Genomic DNA, 18543 nt, shown 5'->3' on the forward strand with positions numbered 1-18543 from the left:
TAATGTTTAATCAAGCAAAAAACAAAACTATATTTTACAAAAGTTCTTCTAATTTGTCATATAACAACAAAACAGGATGTAAGTTGCTAGCAGAGAGTTTTGAAGTGGTGTTCAGTCTTTCATTGTAATCTTCAAATATCTGTTTCTTTGCAGCAACAAAAGCATCCACATTACCATTAAAATCGCTGAGCACTTTTATCGTTAATTTCACAATAAATAAAACATATTTTTTAATCATAGAAAATTGTGCAAATCTATCCCACTCATTTACTACTCTAATAGAATTTATATAATCAATTGTTTTTTGAATACCAAATCTTTCATTTATTCTTTCAATAGTTTCTATTGTAAGTATAAAGTTTTTATCTGTTTTTCTTGTTATATAGTAAGCCAAAATAAAGTCATCTATAAAATAGTTGTAGGCAATTTTTTCAGAAAGTTCTTCAGTAAAATATTTAGATAACTCTTTTACTTTGTTTTCAAATTTCGATTTAAATATGCCGTCTTTTATTGTGTTTTCTTTATAATACTCTAGATAATTTAGCATCTCTTGTTTGAAAACGTACTCTATTATTGAGTCACCAAACAAATATATTTGATTGGTAGCAAAACGCTCTATTGCATAAAAAATATCAATAATTGTCTGATAAATTAAAGTTTGTTCAACTTTATTTTCGTATAAAAAAACCTCATTTCTAATGTTTTGCACATCAAGAAGGTCATAAATAAAGATTAGAGTTTTTATAATGCTTGTATAAGGAAATCCCGTCAACATATTTATTTTCGTTATTGCGCCTACCCCATTACTATTAACTACAAGATTTGTAATATAAGTTGAAGCTATTTCTTTTTTTAACAAATGTTTCTCTATATAATCCTTATATACTTGCCTTGTTGAGGGTGCAAAATATAACAAAACGTACTTATCAACCAAATGTTTATCAAAGTTTGCTTCCTTCAAAAGGCTTGTATAAATATACATCTTCAAAAAGGATAGCATAATAGAAAGTTCTGGTTTAGTATATCCAATGCGTGAATCAACTCTTGCGGCTAGTATTTTCTTATTTGGGAAACTGTATTCAGTTTCATTAAACAAATTTTCATTCTTTAGAAATTCAACCAACTCAAAAAATACTTCTGGTTCATTTTTTGATCTTATTTCATCTAAAGATACTGCTAAACTTTGCATATAATTATGATCAAGTACCCTTTGTACCACTTCAGGTGTTAGCTTCTTCAAAATTTTATTTCTTTCGTTCAAATCTTTTATGACTTTTGATTTCATCAAATCATTAAGCAAAATTTTAAGGTTTACTTCTTGATCTGATAAATCTACTCCTGCAGAATTGTCTAATGAGTCTGTATTTATCTTCCCACCAAGAAGTGCATACTCAATTCTAGCCTTCTGTGTAAAACCCAAATTAGCACCTTCTCCTACAACCATTGCTCTTATTTCATTTGCATCTATCCTTACATTATCATTAGCTTTGTCTCCCACTTCTTCGTGTGTTTCGGAACTAGCCTTCACGTAAGTACCGATGCCACCCATCCACAAAAGATCTACTTTTGCTTTAAGTATCAATTTAACCAACTCGTCTGAAGAAACGTTGTCTTTTTCAGTTTCCAAAAACATTTTTACTTCTTTGCTTAGCGGTATTGATCGCTCATCTCTTGAACACACAAACCCACCCTTTGAAATGAGTTCTTTGTTGTAATGTTTCCAGGTTAAAGAATTATCAAATAATCTTTTTCTTTCTTTATAAGAAATTTCAATATCTGGATTAGGATCTACAAATATCTCTTTACCGTTAAAGGCAGCTTTCAGATGAATATTTTTTAACTCTATCATAGCATTACCAAACACATCACCGCTCATATCTCCTACGCCAACTATAGATATAGAAGTATTGTCTAAATTTATACCAAGCTCCCTAAAATGCCTCTTAACACAAACTAGAGCACCTTTTGAAGTAATACCCAATTCTTTGTGATCATAACCATATTTTCCACCTGAAGCAAATGCATCTTTAAGCCAAAAATTATATTCCTCCTGAACAATTTCATTTGCAATATCAGAAAATTTAGCGGTACCTTTATCAGCAGCAACAACCAAATATGGATCAAAATCATCATAACAGACCACATTAGTTGGTCTTAATTTTTCATTGGACACAGAATAATTGTCAGTAACATCTAACATGCCTCTAATTAAAGTTTTATAAGATTCTATAGCTTTTTCTTGGGTATCACCGTTTGGCTGCTTTATTATAAACCCACCCTTTGATCCAACAGGTACAATTACTGCATTTTTTACCATCTGAGTTTTCATTAGTTCTAAAATCTCAAGTCTGAAGTCGTCCTTTCTGTCACTCCATCTAATGCCACCTCTGGCAACCTTTCCCCCTCTTAAATGGCAACCCTCCATCAGGTAGGAATGTACATATATCTCATACATAGGTCTTGGTAAAGGCATCTTAGTAATTTTAGCTGAATCAATTTTAATTGAAATATAGTGATAAGGTTTATCTCTATAAAAGTTTGTTCTAATTGTTGATTCAATTACGTTCAAAATTGCATCCAGAATTTTATATTCTTGGATATTATTTATATCCTCGAGTAAATTATTAATTTTATTTGAAATTTCACCTGTTTTTCTTGCGCTCTTTTCAATATTTGGATTAAATTTTTGATCAAATAAGTCAATAAAGAGTCTAGATATATTTGAATATTTAATTAACGTGGTGTATAAAGATTTTCTTTTAATATTGAAATCTACCTGCATTAGGTAATTACAAATAGTTCTTAATAGATCAATCTGTTTAAAATTTAAAAATTCTTTCGTAGCTAGTGTATTTAGTTCGTCATTTTCCACCACATTATTAATTATGGCTAAAAAATTTTCTTGAACAATTGGCGCGTTTTTATCAATTTCGTTACTAATGACTTCTATATTATATCTTTGAATGAGAATTTTTTTATCGTTTGCTACAATTTCATAGAAATTGCCGTATACAGCATTTAATCCCAGATTCTTCAAAATAGGTAATATTTCATACAAAGGGATTTTACAAAATGAATAAATTTTAAAAAATAAGTCTTGATCTTGTTTAATAATTCTAACCTGCTTTTGCCCCTCTTTTATAAGTGAATCAAAAGCATTACTATCAATTATTGCCTCTTGAGGTGTAACGTTTAACCTGTAATCATCGCTAAAAAAAGAAAAATAATGAGAAGCTATCTCATTGTCTTTTGATAACCTTTCATATTCTTGTCTCCAGGTTGAAAAATCTTGAGATGACATAATTATCCCCTTTCACACACATTTAACGTTTATTTTTTAAATAAACTCATAAATTTTTTTTACGTCTCACAACTCGCTATAGCTTCGACTTCTACTCGCGCACCCTTTGGTAATTTAGAAACTTCAATAGCAGATCTTGCAGGCAAAATATTTTTAAAATAATTAGCATACACTTCATTTATTAGACCAAATTCATTTATGTCAGTCAAAAAAACAGTCGTTTTCACCACATTATCTAATGTAAGATTAACAGAATTTAATATGGATTTTAAATTCTTTAAGGCCTGATCGAACTGGGTTCTGGTATCTTCACCAGCAAAATTTCCTGTTACTGGATCTATTCCCAGCTGACCAGAAATAAAAATAAATCCATTAGCAATTATTGCTTGAGAATAAGGGCCTACAGCAGAGGGTGCATTTTCAGTCGAAATCACTTTTAATTTTGGCAAAATTTTCAACTCCTTTAATTTAAATTTACATAGTTATATTTAAACAACGTTAATTAAGTATTAAATCAACAAAACTTACCCTACCAATTGTTCATCTTAGCTTCTATTTCCTTTCCAGTTGGGGTTTTGGCCAAACCTGCTTCTGACGTTTCCTTTAAGCTTTTTGGCATCAGACGTCCTATTTCGTAGGAAGCAAGTATAACTTCATCAGGTGGAATAACGCTTTCGATACCGGCTAAAGCTAGTTCAGCTGCTACTAGAGCATGTACTGCAGCAAAAGCATTTCTCTTAACACAGGGAACCTCAACTAAACCGGCTACCGGATCACAAACAAGTCCAAGATAATTTTTCAAAGCCAATGCTACTGCGTGACCAATTTGTTTCGGAGATGCCTCCATTAGTTCCAGGACAGCAGCAGCAGCCATAGCAGAGGCAGAACCGCATTCTGCCTGACAACCTCCAACTGCTCCTGACAGCGTTGCATTTTTCCCTATTACCATACCAATACCTGCAGCAGTAAACAAACTCAAAACAACTTTTTCATCAGGCACATTCATTTCCTCTGATACAGACAAAACAGCACCAGGTAAAATACCGCACGATCCTGCAGTTGGACAGGCTACTACTAAACCCATACACGCGTTAACCTCACTGACTGAGAGAGCATAACATATCGCTTTCTCTACTATTTTCCCTAAAATAGAATTTCTTCTCATAAAGCTATCAAATTTTGCTGAGTTCATACCAACCATTTTGCTTACGGAATAATTATAATTTTTTTTACCTTTTTCTATTGATTTCTTCATAACAATTAATCTTTGGTTCATAACTTCAATTATCTCTTGTCTACTCTTTTGCATTTTTTGAACTTCACAGGATAAAACTATTTCAGAAATACTAGAACGATTTTCCTCTGCCATTGAGACTAATTCTGATATCGTCGAAAAGGAAGCCAAGCTATCCACCTGCCTTTATGTCTTATGAATTACCTTTACAAAGTTTAAATCAGGAGAACTCAATAAAGTACTATATATGTCAGAAGTAATATAATCATCAGTTTCGATCGTCATCATTGCATCCTTACCTTTTTCTAACCTAGAGACATACATATATGCAATATTTATATTTTTACTGGATATAATTTGAGTTATTTTAGCAATTATACCTGGATGATCTTTATGGCAGGTAATCAAAGTCTCATAGTTTCCAGTTAAATTCACTTCATAATTATCAATTTTCTTAACTATAATATTGCCTCCTCCTACGGAAATTCCCTGCACTACAATTTTTAATCCTGATTTACCAATCATTTCAAATTCTAGTGTATTTGGATGATCCACAGGAATATTTAAAGGAATGAATTCAATTTTTACTCCCATTTCAGCCGCAATATCAATAGCATTAGGAATTCTTTCATCTTCGGTGTTAAAACCTAAAAAACCTGCAGCAATAGCTCTATCACTACCATGTCCTTTATAGGTTTTTGCAAAAGATCCATAGAGGCGTGTCACAACCTTGTTTGGAGTTTCACCCAAGATAGACCTTGCCATGCTTGCTAGCTTTAAAGCTCCTGCAGTGTGAGAACTTGAGGGCCCAATCATAATTGGACCGATAATATCAAATACGCTTTCCATGATCATCTCCCCAAAAAATGTCTAAAGCATATTCTAAATTTCATTAGTAGTTTAATTAGCTGCTAGCGTCGGTTGATAGTTTACAACTTTTCTATTAATTCCAAAAGCAAAATACAATCTCATCATTAAAGTCATAAAACTATTCCACTTAATAAAGATAATCGTATATTAGAAGTAAAACACATTCCAATAAAGACCACCTACCTTGCCTTTAATTCACGATTTAATTTCTCTTTTACCACGATCTAAACAACCTCCATTTTTGTTAAATTACTTTAACCTCATATCGATGATTTTCTAAAAGAGATTTAATTTCATAAATATGATCTCTATCAAATACCTCAAGATCAATAATCACTTCTGCACTATCTAAATATATATCTCCTCTTTCTCTATTGTGTAATATCGACAATACATTAGCTCCTGATTCAGCAATTAATTGTAGTAATTTCCACAAAGATCCTGGTTTATCAGAAAGAACAACCTTAAAACTAGCCTTTCTAAAAGACTTTACTAGACCCTTATTTATAATGCGAGAAACCATATTGATATCAATATTTCCACCACTTATAACAGCAACAATTTTTTTATTAGTATAATCTTTTAATCTATACAACAATGCAGCAACTGAGGTAGCTCCAGCACCTTCAGAAATAGTTTTAATTCTTTCCATCAAAATAATAATTGCATCAGCTATTTCATCCTCATCTACTAAAACAATATCGTCAACATATTTTTTGATAATTTCAAAAGTCATTTCACCCGGCTTACCAACAGCTATCCCATCAGCAATAGTAGATAATTCCTTGTAAAAAGATGGATTTCCTGTTAAAAGAACCTCTTTCATTGAAGGCATATTTTTAGCTTCTACGCCAATGATTCTCACGCTAAGCTTAACCTCTTTAACTGAAACTGCTATACCTGAAATAAAGCCTCCTCCTCCTACAGGGACAATAATAACGTCCACATCAGGCATATCCTCTAATATTTCTAAACCAATAGTACCCTGTCCTCCAATTACATCAAGATCGTCATAAGGGTGAACAAAAACTAACTTTTTTTCTTCCTGTAATTTCCTTGCAAATTTATTTGCCTCATCAAAATTATCACCCTGGAGTATTACATTTGCTCCGTAACTCTTTGTAGCCTTAATTTTAACAATAGAGGCCTTTGATGGCATTACTATAAACGATTTAACGTTCAACAATGTTGCGCTAAGACCTACTCCCTGTGCGTGATTTCATGCAGAAGAAGCTACTACTTCTAACTTCTTTTCTTTCTCAGTTAAATTAAAAATTTTATTGTATGTCCCTCTAAGCTTAAAAGAACCAGTACGCTGATAATTTTCCATTTTTAGATAAACGCTATTGCCAGTTCTTCCAGAAAGTGTATTACTGTAACTAAGATCCGTTTTGTATGCAACACCTTTTAAGGTTTCCCTAGCAATCTCAATTTCTTTTTTAGAGATGTTCATTAAAAATCTCCTTTATCAAAACTAATGACCCATTTAAAAAATTTTTATTTCCATAAAATTTTAAAACAGACAATACTAAATAATTTTATAACATTTAAAAAATTTTATTACATTTAAAAATAATAATAAATAAATATTTAGTTTTTTTGATAAGTTAAATTCTATATAAAACAAGAACCCTTTCTTTACAAAGATCTTTAATATAAAAAATTTTATAACATAAAAATATTTATGTCAAATAATTTTTATTAAATACAAAAAATTGCATATTACAACTTTTTGAGCTATATAAGTGTTTAACTTACTATATAATATTGCTAATAAAAAGATAAGGACTTGCTTGACATTAAAATTTTGTAGTTTCATACTAATAACAATATCTGTTTAGGAGGGATAAAATGCAAGAGAAAATAGCATCAATCAAAGCAAGAGAAATATTAGATTCTAGAGGCAATCCCACTATAGAGGTAGATTGCTTATTAGAATGTGGAATAATAGCTCGTGCAGGAGTTCCATCAGGAGCTTCTACTGGCTCAAAAGAAGCAATCGAATTAAGGGATAACGATAAAAAAAGATTTTTTGGAAAGGGCGTTCTACAAGCTGTTAAAAACGTAAATGAAATTATTGCACCAAAATTAATAGGCTTAAATGCCACAAAGCAAAAACAAATAGATTCCATTATGATAGAACTTGATGGGACTCCAAATAAAGCCAAACTAGGCGCAAACGCTATTCTTGGTGTATCTCTCGCAGTAGCAAGGGCAGCAAGTTATTTTTCTAATCTTCCGCTCTATCAATATTTGGGAGGACCAAATGCAAATCTATTACCCGTACCGTGTATGAATATTATGAATGGCGGCATACATGCAAATTGGCAAGGTGCTGATTTTCAAGAATTTATGATTGCACCATACGGAGCCAATACCTTTAAAGAAGCCTATGAGTGGTGTAGCGAAATTTACCAAGCCCTTAAAAGTCTTCTAAAAGAAAAAGGCTATAGTGTGGGAGTAGGAGACGAGGGAGGTTTCGCCCCTTTGGTAAAATCAAACGAAGAACCTTTTGAATTGATGAGTAAAGCAATAGAAAATGCGGGATTAAAAGTCGGAGAACAAGTGGGTTTTGCATTAGATACCGCCGCAAGCGAACTTTATAAAGATGGTAAATACATTTTAAGGCGCGAGAAAAAAGAGTTAGAACCTACTAAAATGGTAAAATACTACGAAAAAATTGTAAACAATTTCCCCCTTATATTGTTAGAGGATGGCCTTGCCGAATATGACTGGGATTCCTGGAAAATATTAAATAAAGTTTTAGGTGAGAAAATCGAACTTGTCGGAGATGATATATTCGTAACAAATCTAGAAATAGTAAAAAGAGGTATTTCTGAAAACATTGCAAATTCTGTTTTAATTAAATTAAATCAAATAGGAACTCTTTCAGAAACTCTTGATACAGTTAAATACGCCCAAAATTCAAAGTGGGGTACATTCGTGTCTCACAGGAGTGGTGAAACTACCGATAGCTTTATATCTGACTTAACTGTAGCAATTGGTGCTGGACATTTAAAAACAGGTGCGCCTGCTAGAGGTGAAAGAGTTGAAAAATATAACCAATTATTAAGAATTGAAGAGGAACTGGGAAAATATGCAAAATATGCTGGTAAGAATGCTTTTATAAGACCAATAAGATCCTAAAGTTATCTATAAAGTTATCTATAAACTTGAAACCCTACTCAAATTTTGTGGTAGGGTTTCTTTTTTTAACAAACAAAAACAAATATATTTAATCAAATATAGAGAAAATTTAAAAATAATATTTAATTTGTTATATAATAATAATAATACTCCGAGTTCTTTTGACCTAAAGCTCTAAAGCTATGGCAAAGAACCACTAACGGTTGTTTGGGAAACCGAGCAGCCCCCCAATTAGGAAAGGAGGGTGTGGATATGTTTAATTTTTTATTTTTTACACTCTTATTTCTAGTTTTTTTGCCTTCCTTTTTCTTCTGAACAATCTAGAATATCTAACTCAACTTAATAAATTCTGGAAGATTTAAAATCTATTTGTGTTAAATATAAATAATTAAGAATTTGTTAATTTTTTAACTTAAATAAAACTTAAATAAAGAAGGGAAGATAATATTTGAAAAGGGGAATAATTGGTGTTGTAATATTAATTACAGCTTTAATTTTTATTGCAGGGTGCGGAACTTATAATAAAGGGGTAAATCAACAAACAGAAAAAGTGAAATTATATCTTTATGGGGCTGGAACTTTAGCCAAACCCTTTAAAGAAGTAATTGAAGAGTTTGAAAAAAAATATCCCAACGTTACAATAGAATCTCAATTTGGTGGAAGCGTAAAAATGGTAAAGCAAGTAACCGAGTTACATCAGCCTGGTGATATAATCGCAGTTGCTGACTATAACGTAATCCCAAAATATATGTTTGGAGAAAACGGACAGACAAAATATACTGATTGGTATATAGGTTTCGTAAATAATTCTATCACTTTTGTATATACTGACAAAAGTAAATATGCAAACGAAATTAACTCAAATAATTGGTACAAGATCTTATCAGAAAAGGGAGTTCAAATCGGAAGATCTAATCCCAATACCGATCCTTCAGGTTATCAAACGCTTCAAATGTTAAAACTAGCTGAAAAGTATTATAAAGATCCAACAATTTATGAAAAAGTCCTTGCAAATGCTCCAGAAAGAAATATTAGGGATACAGAAACAGAACTATTGAGTTCTCTTGAGGCTGGTCAGATTGACTACCTTGCTATATATAAATCCGATGCTCTACAACATCACTTAAAATATTTAGACCTACCGCCTCAAATAAATCTAAGCGATCCTAAATATGCCAATTTTTATAAAGAAGCAGTAGTAGATACAAAGAATGGTGAACTATCCGGGAAACCGATTATCTATGCGATAACAATTCCAAACAACTCTAAAAATACCGAATGGGCTATAAAATTCGTGGAATTCTTGCTTAGTCCGGAAGGTCAATCAATAATGAAGAAAAACGGTTTCGGTGTCTTAGAAAAGCCATATGCTAATAATATTGATAAAGTTCCACCTGAACTTAAAAACTTTGTAAGCGAATGGCCTAAATAACAAAATGAATAGTTTGTTGGACAGCAAGAGATTTCATTTTAATTGGTTAGTTTTATCTTTTTGGTTATTTTCAATGGTAATTTTAGGCTTCATAATACTACCACTCATTGAAATGTTATTTGAACAACCACTTGATATGATCGTGAAAGCAGCTCAAATGCCAGATGTAACCAATTCAATCCTTTTGAGTCTGGAGGCCTCATTTATCACTGCAATTATAGCAGTTATATTCGGAACTCCTTTATCGTATATTCTCGCCAGAACTCAATTTCCATACAAGTCAATTGTTGAGGCTATTGTAAACCTTCCTCTTGCTGTCCCACATACAGTTGCGGGCATTGCCCTTTTATTTGTTTTTGGCAAAACTGGTCCAATTGGTCACATTACCGAACGTTTTGGAATTAGTTTTTGGGGAACTATATTTGGTATAATAGTAGGCATGCTTTTTGTAAGTTCACCATATATGATAAATTCTGCAAGGCTAGGCTTTGAAAACATTGATATTAGAATTGAAAAAGCTGCAAGAACATTAGGCGCTACAAATAGTCAGGTTTTCTTTCATATATCCCTACCTCTTGCCTTTAGATCTATCTTAAGCGGAATGGTTCTCACTTACGCAAGATCAATTGCTGAATTTGGAGCAGTTATAATTTTAGCATATCATCCAGAAACCGCACCAGTAAAAATATATGAGCTATTTCTTACTGGAGGGTTGAAACAATCTTCTGCTGCAGCAGTATTGTTATTAATCATAACAATTTCAACCTTTATTTTATTTAGATATCTAACTAATTTAAACAAAAAGGCATAAACTAAGATGAGTTTTCTTAAGGTTAATGGCCTCCAAGTAAAAATAGGAAATTTTATTTTAGACAATATTTCCTTTGAACTAAATGAGGGTCAAATTATTACAATTTTAGGACCAAGCGGTTCAGGTAAAACTATTTTATTAGAATCCATTGCAGGTTTTCACACTCTTAACAAGGGAAAAATTTATCTTGAAAATAAAGATATAAGTATTTTACCTGTAGAAAAAAGGGAGATAGGTTTTATGTTTCAAGATTATGCGCTTTTCCCTCATTGGACTGTTAGAGAAAATATCTTATCTTCATTTAAATTTAACAAAGGATATAAAAAAATTAACATCAACCCAGAAAAAATAATAAAAATGCTTCATATTGAAGATCTCCTAGATAGATATCCGATCAACTTAAGTGGCGGAGAAAGACAAAGGGTGGCTCTAGCAAGGTCTTTAGTTGCAAATCCAAAAATGTTCTTGTTCGATGAACCCATGTCAGCACTTGATGCAAGAACCAGAGAAAATTTAAGAGATGAACTCTTGAGTATCTTAAAAAATCTCTCTTTAAGCGCAATCTATGTAACCCATGACCATATCGAAGCTTTTACCTTAGGGGATTTAGTGGGAATAATTAATAAAGGAAAATTGGTTCAAATTGGAGAAAGAAATAAAATATTTAGAAACCCAAACTCTATCTTTGTAGCAGATTTTATAGGTATAGAAAATCTTTTTTCTGCAAAAATTCAATTAGTAAAAAAAGTATCTCCAGAATTGTATTTTATTATTGCAAAACATAAACAAATTGAATTTAAAATATTTTCAAAGGAACAGTTTTCTACCAATGATGAAGTTTTTCTTTCAATAAGATCTGAAGATATTAGCTTCTTAGATGAATCAGAAGAAAAAAATGATAATTTTAAAAACATAATAATATTAGAAGTTATTGACATAGTTCAAATTGATTTCTTTTACAAAATTTTTCTAGGTGGTGATGTTCTTCTCAAAGTAATAACTTTAAAAGATTCTATTAAAAAGCATAAAATAAACACAGGCAAAAAAATTAAAGTACATATAGATCCGGAATACATTCATATTATAAAAGCATAAAAATTTCAATGATCCTTAGCCCCCTGACTCCAATTTACATATTTGACATAATTGATATGTTTTAGCCTTTCTAGAAGGTCTTTTAAATCTTCTTCATTTATATCTCCTGATAAAATATTAAATATTATTTTACTTTCACCTTCTTTTACTGACTCTATCCTCATATTCCTCACAGGATATCCCAATTGTTTCAGAAGTTTTCTTATAACGTTAAATACTCTATCCTCTTTTTCCTCTTCTACTCCAACACAAACTGAGATAATAAAATCGTTTGCCGTTACCATAGGCAAATTATTAATTGTATTTACAATAGTCCTTAAGAGAGTATTGGTAACCAAAACAAAAATAGTAGCCATAGCAGCTGGCATCCATTGCTGAGCCCCAGAACAGGCGCCAACTGCAGCAGAACACCAAAGTGTAGCAGCAGTATTTATACCTCTTATATTTATACCCTCTTTCATAATTGCTCCCGCACCCAGAAACCCAACCCCTGAAACTACATAAGCAACTACCCTTATATCATTTATAGTTCCTCCCATGCGAAGTCCAAGGTCAACAAATATAGCAGCCCCAAGTGCAACAAGAGTATTAGTTCTTAGACCAGCCGGGTGCTGCCGCCACTGACGCTCAATTCCTATAAGTGTACCAAGTACAAATGCAAGAAACAAACCAAAAAAGGTTTGGCCTAAGCCCATTGTTTGATCCATATTTAACCTCAATTCTGATTTACTTTTTCAAGATTTTAAACACTTTTGTTTAGAATCCTCTTAAAATAAATTATAAGAAATTTTAACATTTTTAAAATTGTTATTTAAGAAATATCTTATATTATTAGATCAGAATTCTTAAATAAAAAAATTTAATTATTAAACTAATTACAATAACCTATTAAAATGCTATAATATTAAAAACAATTACAAAAATTATTAATATTAAGGAGGATTTAAAATGGCAGTTTTCAAATGTAAAAAATGTGGTTATATTAAAGAAGGACGGTGTAAACCAAAAAAGTGTCCAGAATGTAACGAACAGAATTCTTTTGAAAGAGTTGACTCAGAAAAGAAAGGGTAGTTTTAAATTTATGTTACAATATTTTCTGTTAAAATTTAATTAATAAGGGTGAATTAAAATGAGAATGACACCTCAAAGAAAGTTGATAATAGACATATTAAAAAGTACAAAATCACATCCTGATGCACTTTGGATTTATCAGAACGCCATAAAGAAGATGCCAAGGATGGGACTAGGCACTGTTTACAGGACTTTGGAGCAACTTGAAAGAGAGGGCGAAATAAAAAGAATCGATTTTAAAGGGATAGCCCATTACGACGCAAATGTAAACGTTCATCCACATCTTTTATGTTCAAAATGTGGAAAGATAGTTGATATTAGTGATAGCTATGATTTTGACTTAAGAAATTTCGATTTAAAAGGTTTCAAAATTGAATCTATAAATCTTGATATTATAGGCATTTGTCCTGAATGCCAATCAAAAAAGGGTGAAAATTAGAATGCCAATCATTACAATAGAACTATTGGAAGGCAGATCAGAGGTCCAAAAGAAGCAAATTGCTAAGGAAATAACTGAAACCTTAGTAAAAAACGCAAATGTAAAACCTGAAGCTGTTACAATTTTGTTTCACGACTTGAAACCTGAAAATATTGCAAAGGGTGGCAAGTTTTTATCTGAAAAATAATGGAAAAAAAACTTTTTGCACCTGATATAGTTAAATTAAAGGGCGTTAGAAAATTTTCAATGGTCACAACTTATGATTATACTAGCGCTCTTTTAGTATCAATGACTGATATAGATATAATACTTGTGGGAGATTCTCTAGCCATGGTAATGCTAGGTCACGAAAATACCCTTAGCATAACGATTGACGAAATGCTAATTTTTCTTAAAGCTGTAAAAAAAGGTGCCCCAAATAAGATGATCGTAGCTGATATGCCATTTCTTTCATATCAAATCGATATAAAGGATGCCATAGAAAATGCCGGAAAACTTATCAAAGCTGGTGCAGATGCAGTAAAAATAGAAGGATTCGAATTTCCGATACCTGAGATTACCAGAAGATTAAGCAGCATTGGAATACCGGTGATGAGTCATCTAGGCCTAACTCCACAGCATGTTTTAAAGTTTGGAGGGTTTAAAGTTCAGGGCAACACAAAAGAAGATGCCGATAAAATTATTAGTGCCAGCAAGGAGCTTGAAGAACAAGGAGCATTTTGTGTTCTTTTGGAAGCTGTTCCTGAAGAAATCTCAGAAATAGTTACTAAAGAACTAAAGATTCCAACTATTGGCATAGGTGCAGGAAGATTTGTAGATGGCCAAGTATTAGTTTGGCAAGATCTTTTAGGCATAAATCCAAACAAAGTTCCTAAATTCGTTAGAAAGTATGCAAACATAAAGGATACTATAATTGATTCTTTAAATAGATATCATCTTGATATATTGAATTCAACTTTCCCTTCCTATGAAGAAGCTCATCACTTAAAGAGAGTTTAAAAGATCTAAAACTCTTTTTTTTACATCCTCCAAATCTTGACTACCATCAATATAATAAATAGGGACTTTACATTTATCTATTGGTTTAGAAGGAGGCCATTGCATACTCATTCTAATTTTTGCTTCTTCCTCGCTATATCCCCTGCTTTTAATCAATCTATTTAATCTAACATCAAAAGGAGCATCTACTATCCATATAATATCAAAATCATCTTCCATATTAGCCTCAAAAAGTAATGGAATTTCAACAAATATAGTTTTGTCCTTTTTTAACATATCTTTAAAATAGTTCTTTATTTTTGGCCACATAAATTCTTCAAGTTTCTTTTTCATTAATTTATCCTTAGAAATAATCAGAGCAATTTTTCTTCGGAGTTTTTGAATATCACCTTTTTGTTCTTCATTAAAATAGTCTTTAAATATATTACAGATATCCTGAAAATTTTCATTGAAAACCTTCTTTGATATTTCATCAGCACTATATACTTCGAACCCAAATTGACTCAAAAATTTTAAGATCTCACTTTTCCCCGATCCTTGAGGACCCGTAATAGCAATCAATAATCTTTCTCTATTCATTATCTTTGTAATAATCCTTAAAAGGACATGATACTTAGTGTCGCCCCAAATGACCAGCTTCTACCATTTCCGCTATCACTTTTTTGATTTACTGCATAAAATTCTATTGGAGTAGAGGCCAGACCTACAGTAAACCTAAAGCCCTGATTCATTCTTATCCACGGATACGGTATTGGAATAGTTTTAGTAAAACCAATATAATATTTTGTATTGAAAGGAGCTCCCGATTCACTTTTCGAAAATTCAACTTCAGAAAATATAAAATCTAATCCAAATCTATTCAGTATATCCTTTTTATTCAAAATGTCCGCATATTTCATAAGATATAAGCTTCTTCTTTCCCAAAAAGCATTAACTGCCCGCCCACCTGTTCTTAAATTATCGTCAAGCCCTCTAAAACGAATTATCCAATTACTTCCTAAATAATAATCAAGATCAAGTCTCAAATTAATCCAGGAGTTCTTACCCACGGTATAATAGGAAGAGTACACATAGCCTCCAAATCTATTTGAATCTATTCCAACTATAACAGGCCTACCGATGATAGTTTCATACTCTAGATTTGTGTTCAGGTGTCTATCTGCTCTCATATAAAAATCATCGTTAGGATCAAGATGGATACTTCCTATTCGTAAATATGTGTTTTTAATGAAATTATCCCATTCTACCATCGCGCCAAATTTCTCAAATCCACCAGTAAATGAACCGGTATTTGAAGAAAAACTACTTACACTTCCTCTTTGGGAAGTAAAGTCAAAGTTGTCTAACCTCCCATAAAGACCAAGATATTCAGGATTATATTCGTCTTTTGACTTATAAAGATCCCATCGCCATGCAAAATGAGGCTTTGTGAACATTATACTATCAAAATATCCCCATTCATAATGAGCATTTTTAGTATCCCAATCAAAATTAGCTCCGATTAGAGTCCTTCTTTCTCTCGCCTTACTATAATCCAATCTTATATCAGATGAAACATTAGTAATTACGTTATTCCCAATCTTTGATAAATCACCCTTATAAGACTCAATTGGCACATGCTGTTCAATATATCCTACTGTAGGATCAGCTTTACCGAGAACATATTGATCGCTTATATGTGTATTGTTGAAGTTAGCCCAAAAAGAATAATCTTGTTTATGGAGCCTATTTGTGGTGTCATATATTGACCCGCCAACCTGACCAGAATAATTATAATTAATTACTAAACCTTTATCCGCAGTATCAGACCATGTAATGTTTAGTCTTTTGGTTATAATAGGAACAACCCCCAAGACCAATCTACCAGGAGGATTACCAATTTGACCTGCATCTGCAATAGGTATATACATATTGCTTGGGAAAAGTATATCTCTTTGACGTGGGATACTGATATATTCAATCTTACCATCGGCCATCAAAACCGGCACTCTTACACCTTCTGCAAGGGCTTTATCAGTTACACCAACAGGTACCATAAAACTATTTCCTGGTTTTTGCATATCTTTGTAAGTAATATCAAATGTTTCCTTTCCGAATTTTACAGTTTTAGTAACATTTGAGCTGGCATTTTTATCCTGATAGGTAAAAATTTTTCCATCTATCAAAAGAATTTGCCCACTTTTAGCACTATTTGTATCCATAACTATACTTTCATTGGCATAGGAAAAATTATTAGAGAAAAAAGCAAAAAAAGTTACAAAAAAAAGGATGCTAGTAAAAACAGCTTTTTTAAAACGTAATTTTCTTAATCTTAGTGAGGCAAATGAAGTGGTGAAAATATTGTTTTTTGCGGAAAAAGATAGACGAAGTTGATGAAGTCTTTCCTTTAATACGACAAAATCAAAAAGAGCATCCTCAATACTATAATCACTATATATTTTTTTATAAGAATTAATGTTTATTTTCACGGTTCTTGATATATAAACCCTTCATAAAAAATGTAAATATTGTCATTAGAAGACGTTCCCTGTAAAAAAACTGCCTTCTTTTTTACTGGAATCTGTTCTAAGTTATTTAGAATTTCAAAACCCATTTTTTCTAAGAGTGTTTTAGCATCATTAATAGAAAGTCCTTCAATATCAGGTATCAAACCCATTACTTCTGCTTCTCTAAGTTTAAGATCTAGCCCCCACTTCCCAAACTTATAGGACATATACAGATTATATCTTTCTACTTTAAGAGTTGGATAATTTTTTTTAATCCAGTCATACACATTATCGATCTTTTTCTCATTTTTTTTATAAGAATCTTCTAAAGAATATAACTCATTAGCAGTACCGAAAACTACTACTATTCCATTTTGAATTCTAAAAATAACGTTATCCTCAGGATCTGCAAATACTAAACTTTGGGAAATCAAAATAGAACAAAAAAAGAACAAAATCAAAAACAAAATAAAGAAAATAATCCTTAAATTTCTAAAATTCATACACCTTCTCATTACATCAAATACACCTTGCTAAGTTTTTTAAAAAAGTCATTAATAAAAACTTTATAAGAGTCAAAATCTGGTGGAGGATCTTGATCTAAAAGTGTTAAAAGATAATACTTTTGTTCCTGATCCACACCTTTATTCATTTTTTCTATTTGAGAATATGCTAATTTTATCATTCTAACTCGAAGAGGCAAAAAATCCAAACCATATATGCTTCTCTCTTTAACATTATAAAGATCAGGAAAATACGTAACCTTCTCTAAAGCATTTCTAATATCGAGATAATGTAAGAGTTTTTGGTCAACCTTGTCTTCTAAGGCCTTACTAAAAATGGGATCATCAATAGGCATAGAATCCTCTTTTAACCTTTGTTCGGCATTTACATAAGCAGAAAAAAGTTCTTTTGGAACGTCCTGAGCATGTCCAAGTATATACATAGCCCTCAAAGAATTTTCCTCGGAAAGAGATTTTAGTTTTGGAAGGTTTCCTCTTGAAAATGTATAGAAATATTTGTATGAAAGATCGTTTGCTTTTTTCTCCCAAATTTGAATTATCTCCTGGGACAAATTTACTACATTGGCACCGGCATTTGTACTTAAAATGGGAAGGTTGCTTACTGAAAGAAAAACAAATAGGAAAATAGAAAAAGACAATACAAAAAAAGCCTTTTTGAAGGAAGGGAAAATTAAACCATCCCTTATATTCTTAATCTTAAAAAAATTTGAATTTATAATACTTTATATTCCTCCAAATATTTATTTTCTTATGTCAATATATTCACTTGAACCAAATTTACCCTTTAACTCCTTTTGAAGCGCTTCGTTTTTAGCTTGAAGTTCTGAAACTTTTGCTTGGAGTTGGGCTATTTGCGATAAAAGTTTTTGCCTTTCATTTTGAGTAAATTGATTCTGATTTTCGTAAACATTTTGTTCGTTTGTTGGAATTTTACTTCTTAACATATTGTTTTCTTTAACAAGGGCCGCAATCATTTCCTGACTTTGTTGAAGCTGTTCTTGAAGATTACTCGTAGAAACTTCCTGCGGTTTAAAGTAAGCAATAGACAACAAAGCAACAAAAACAATTACTAACATAAAAGCAAAGTCAATAAACGGCATAAGAAAAGTAATACGTCTCTTTGGAGAAGCCATT

Annotated in this window: 18 protein-coding genes, 1 pseudogene and 1 riboswitch; of the genes and pseudogenes, 8 read left to right on the forward strand and 11 right to left on the reverse strand. The window is 31.7% G+C overall.

All coding sequences use genetic code 11. The annotated features are described in order from the left end of the window. Window positions 1-34: 34 nt before the first annotated feature. The 5 genes and pseudogenes from TDSAC_RS06155 to ilvA all read right to left on the reverse strand — a co-directional run bounded on the left by TDSAC_RS06155 (window position 35) and on the right by ilvA (window position 6858). Window positions 35-3301 carry an NAD-glutamate dehydrogenase domain-containing protein gene (locus tag TDSAC_RS06155; RefSeq protein WP_108309376.1) on the reverse strand — a complete coding sequence of 1089 codons (3267 nt, stop codon included), beginning with the start codon at window positions 3299-3301 and terminating at the stop codon, window positions 35-37. 59 nt (window positions 3302-3360) lie between these two features. After that, the gene (locus tag TDSAC_RS06160; protein WP_108309377.1) at window positions 3361-3750 is read right to left on the reverse strand and encodes a RidA family protein; all 390 of its coding nucleotides are present in this window, start codon (window positions 3748-3750) and stop codon (window positions 3361-3363) included. An 80-nt stretch (window positions 3751-3830) separates the two neighbouring features. Then, complete coding sequence (gene sdaAA, locus TDSAC_RS06165; RefSeq protein WP_108309378.1) at window positions 3831-4706, reverse strand: L-serine ammonia-lyase, iron-sulfur-dependent, subunit alpha; 876 nt, start codon at window positions 4704-4706, stop codon at window positions 3831-3833. Between the two features lie 15 nt (window positions 4707-4721). Next, a complete protein-coding gene (gene sdaAB, locus TDSAC_RS06170; protein ID WP_108309379.1) occupies window positions 4722-5384 on the reverse strand; it encodes an L-serine ammonia-lyase, iron-sulfur-dependent subunit beta in 663 nt (220 codons plus the stop codon). A 265-nt stretch (window positions 5385-5649) separates the two neighbouring features. Then, a pseudogene (ilvA, locus tag TDSAC_RS06175) lies at window positions 5650-6858 on the reverse strand (threonine ammonia-lyase). 398 nt (window positions 6859-7256) lie between these two features. On the opposite strand from ilvA, the gene eno reads away from it, so the two are divergent. The 4 genes from eno (at window position 7257) to TDSAC_RS06195 (ending at window position 11890) form a co-directional block, all read left to right on the forward strand. After that, complete coding sequence (eno, locus tag TDSAC_RS06180) at window positions 7257-8552, forward strand: phosphopyruvate hydratase (protein ID WP_108309380.1); 1296 nt, start codon at window positions 7257-7259, stop codon at window positions 8550-8552. Between the two features lie 137 nt (window positions 8553-8689). Continuing rightward, a riboswitch (molybdenum cofactor riboswitch) is annotated at window positions 8690-8811 on the forward strand. 189 nt (window positions 8812-9000) lie between these two features. Next, window positions 9001-9984 (forward strand): extracellular solute-binding protein, encoded by a 984-nt coding sequence (locus tag TDSAC_RS06185; protein ID WP_108309381.1) that lies wholly within the window; start codon window positions 9001-9003, stop codon window positions 9982-9984. A 4-nt stretch (window positions 9985-9988) separates the two neighbouring features. Continuing rightward, a complete protein-coding gene (locus tag TDSAC_RS06190) occupies window positions 9989-10795 on the forward strand; it encodes an ABC transporter permease (RefSeq protein WP_108309382.1) in 807 nt (268 codons plus the stop codon). Window positions 10796-10801: 6 nt separating this feature from the next. Further along, window positions 10802-11890: an ABC transporter ATP-binding protein gene (locus tag TDSAC_RS06195; protein WP_108309383.1), complete on the forward strand. Its 1089-nt coding sequence runs from the start codon at window positions 10802-10804 to the stop codon at window positions 11888-11890. A gap of 5 nt (window positions 11891-11895) precedes the next feature. Here TDSAC_RS06195 and TDSAC_RS06200 read toward each other — a convergent pair whose 3' ends face one another. Then, complete coding sequence (locus tag TDSAC_RS06200; protein WP_108309384.1) at window positions 11896-12597, reverse strand: MgtC/SapB family protein; 702 nt, start codon at window positions 12595-12597, stop codon at window positions 11896-11898. Between the two features lie 241 nt (window positions 12598-12838). Between TDSAC_RS06200 and TDSAC_RS06205 the strand changes: the two genes are divergently transcribed. From TDSAC_RS06205 to panB, 4 genes are read left to right on the forward strand one after another with little or no spacing between them, the layout of a single operon-like run. After that, window positions 12839-12961 carry an RCKP-type rubredoxin-like domain-containing protein gene (locus TDSAC_RS06205; protein ID WP_108309385.1) on the forward strand — a complete coding sequence of 41 codons (123 nt, stop codon included), beginning with the start codon at window positions 12839-12841 and terminating at the stop codon, window positions 12959-12961. A 58-nt stretch (window positions 12962-13019) separates the two neighbouring features. Next, on the forward strand, window positions 13020-13400 hold the full coding sequence (locus TDSAC_RS06210; RefSeq protein WP_108309386.1) for a Fur family transcriptional regulator: 381 nt from the start codon (window positions 13020-13022) through the stop codon (window positions 13398-13400). Between the two features lies 1 nt (window position 13401). After that, the gene (locus TDSAC_RS06215) at window positions 13402-13587 is read left to right on the forward strand and encodes a 2-hydroxymuconate tautomerase (protein ID WP_108309387.1); all 186 of its coding nucleotides are present in this window, start codon (window positions 13402-13404) and stop codon (window positions 13585-13587) included. Next, window positions 13587-14399 carry a 3-methyl-2-oxobutanoate hydroxymethyltransferase gene (panB, locus tag TDSAC_RS06220; RefSeq protein WP_108309388.1) on the forward strand — a complete coding sequence of 271 codons (813 nt, stop codon included), beginning with the start codon at window positions 13587-13589 and terminating at the stop codon, window positions 14397-14399. Before TDSAC_RS06215 ends, panB begins: the two co-directional genes overlap by 1 nt. Here the strand turns inward: panB and coaE are convergent. From coaE to TDSAC_RS06245, 5 genes are all read right to left on the reverse strand, one after another. Next, complete coding sequence (gene coaE / locus TDSAC_RS06225; RefSeq protein WP_108309389.1) at window positions 14385-14978, reverse strand: dephospho-CoA kinase; 594 nt, start codon at window positions 14976-14978, stop codon at window positions 14385-14387. The genes panB and coaE overlap by 15 nt on opposite strands. Before the next feature lie 17 nt (window positions 14979-14995). Then, on the reverse strand, window positions 14996-16600 hold the full coding sequence (locus tag TDSAC_RS06230) for a hypothetical protein (RefSeq protein WP_150130308.1): 1605 nt from the start codon (window positions 16598-16600) through the stop codon (window positions 14996-14998). A gap of 263 nt (window positions 16601-16863) precedes the next feature. Further along, window positions 16864-17388, reverse strand: a complete 525-nt coding sequence (locus TDSAC_RS06235) for a hypothetical protein (protein WP_108309391.1) — start codon at window positions 17386-17388, stop codon at window positions 16864-16866. 11 nt (window positions 17389-17399) lie between these two features. Beyond that, the gene (locus TDSAC_RS06240) at window positions 17400-18047 is read right to left on the reverse strand and encodes a hypothetical protein (RefSeq protein WP_108309392.1); all 648 of its coding nucleotides are present in this window, start codon (window positions 18045-18047) and stop codon (window positions 17400-17402) included. A 102-nt stretch (window positions 18048-18149) separates the two neighbouring features. After that, the gene (locus TDSAC_RS06245; RefSeq protein WP_150130309.1) at window positions 18150-18542 is read right to left on the reverse strand and encodes an FtsB/FtsL family cell division protein; all 393 of its coding nucleotides are present in this window, start codon (window positions 18540-18542) and stop codon (window positions 18150-18152) included. Between the last annotated feature and the right edge of the window lies 1 nt (window position 18543).

The organism is Thermodesulfobium acidiphilum (genome assembly GCF_003057965.1).
In the GTDB taxonomy this organism is placed as follows: Bacteria; Thermodesulfobiota; Thermodesulfobiia; order Thermodesulfobiales; family Thermodesulfobiaceae; genus Thermodesulfobium; species Thermodesulfobium acidiphilum.

What these genes read in the sequence shown, in the direction of transcription:
- TDSAC_RS06155 (WP_108309376.1), bottom strand. Translation starts at nt 3,301, where the DNA reads ATGTCATCTCAAGATTTTTCAACCTGGAGACAAGAATATGAAAGGTTA.
- sdaAB (WP_108309379.1), bottom strand. Translation starts at nt 5,384, where the DNA reads ATGGAAAGCGTATTTGATATTATCGGTCCAATTATGATTGGGCCCTCA.
- eno (WP_108309380.1), top strand. Translation starts at nt 7,257, where the DNA reads ATGCAAGAGAAAATAGCATCAATCAAAGCAAGAGAAATATTAGATTCT.
- TDSAC_RS06190 (WP_108309382.1), top strand. Translation starts at nt 9,989, where the DNA reads ATGAATAGTTTGTTGGACAGCAAGAGATTTCATTTTAATTGGTTAGTT.
- TDSAC_RS06195 (WP_108309383.1), top strand. Translation starts at nt 10,802, where the DNA reads ATGAGTTTTCTTAAGGTTAATGGCCTCCAAGTAAAAATAGGAAATTTT.
- TDSAC_RS06200 (WP_108309384.1), bottom strand. Translation starts at nt 12,597, where the DNA reads ATGGATCAAACAATGGGCTTAGGCCAAACCTTTTTTGGTTTGTTTCTT.
- TDSAC_RS06205 (WP_108309385.1), top strand. Translation starts at nt 12,839, where the DNA reads ATGGCAGTTTTCAAATGTAAAAAATGTGGTTATATTAAAGAAGGACGG.
- TDSAC_RS06210 (WP_108309386.1), top strand. Translation starts at nt 13,020, where the DNA reads ATGAGAATGACACCTCAAAGAAAGTTGATAATAGACATATTAAAAAGT.
- TDSAC_RS06215 (WP_108309387.1), top strand. Translation starts at nt 13,402, where the DNA reads ATGCCAATCATTACAATAGAACTATTGGAAGGCAGATCAGAGGTCCAA.
- panB (WP_108309388.1), top strand. Translation starts at nt 13,587, where the DNA reads ATGGAAAAAAAACTTTTTGCACCTGATATAGTTAAATTAAAGGGCGTT.
- coaE (WP_108309389.1), bottom strand. Translation starts at nt 14,978, where the DNA reads ATGAATAGAGAAAGATTATTGATTGCTATTACGGGTCCTCAAGGATCG.
- TDSAC_RS06230 (WP_150130308.1), bottom strand. Translation starts at nt 16,600, where the DNA reads ATGGATACAAATAGTGCTAAAAGTGGGCAAATTCTTTTGATAGATGGA.
- TDSAC_RS06235 (WP_108309391.1), bottom strand. Translation starts at nt 17,388, where the DNA reads ATGAATTTTAGAAATTTAAGGATTATTTTCTTTATTTTGTTTTTGATT.
- TDSAC_RS06245 (WP_150130309.1), bottom strand. Translation starts at nt 18,542, where the DNA reads ATGGCTTCTCCAAAGAGACGTATTACTTTTCTTATGCCGTTTATTGAC.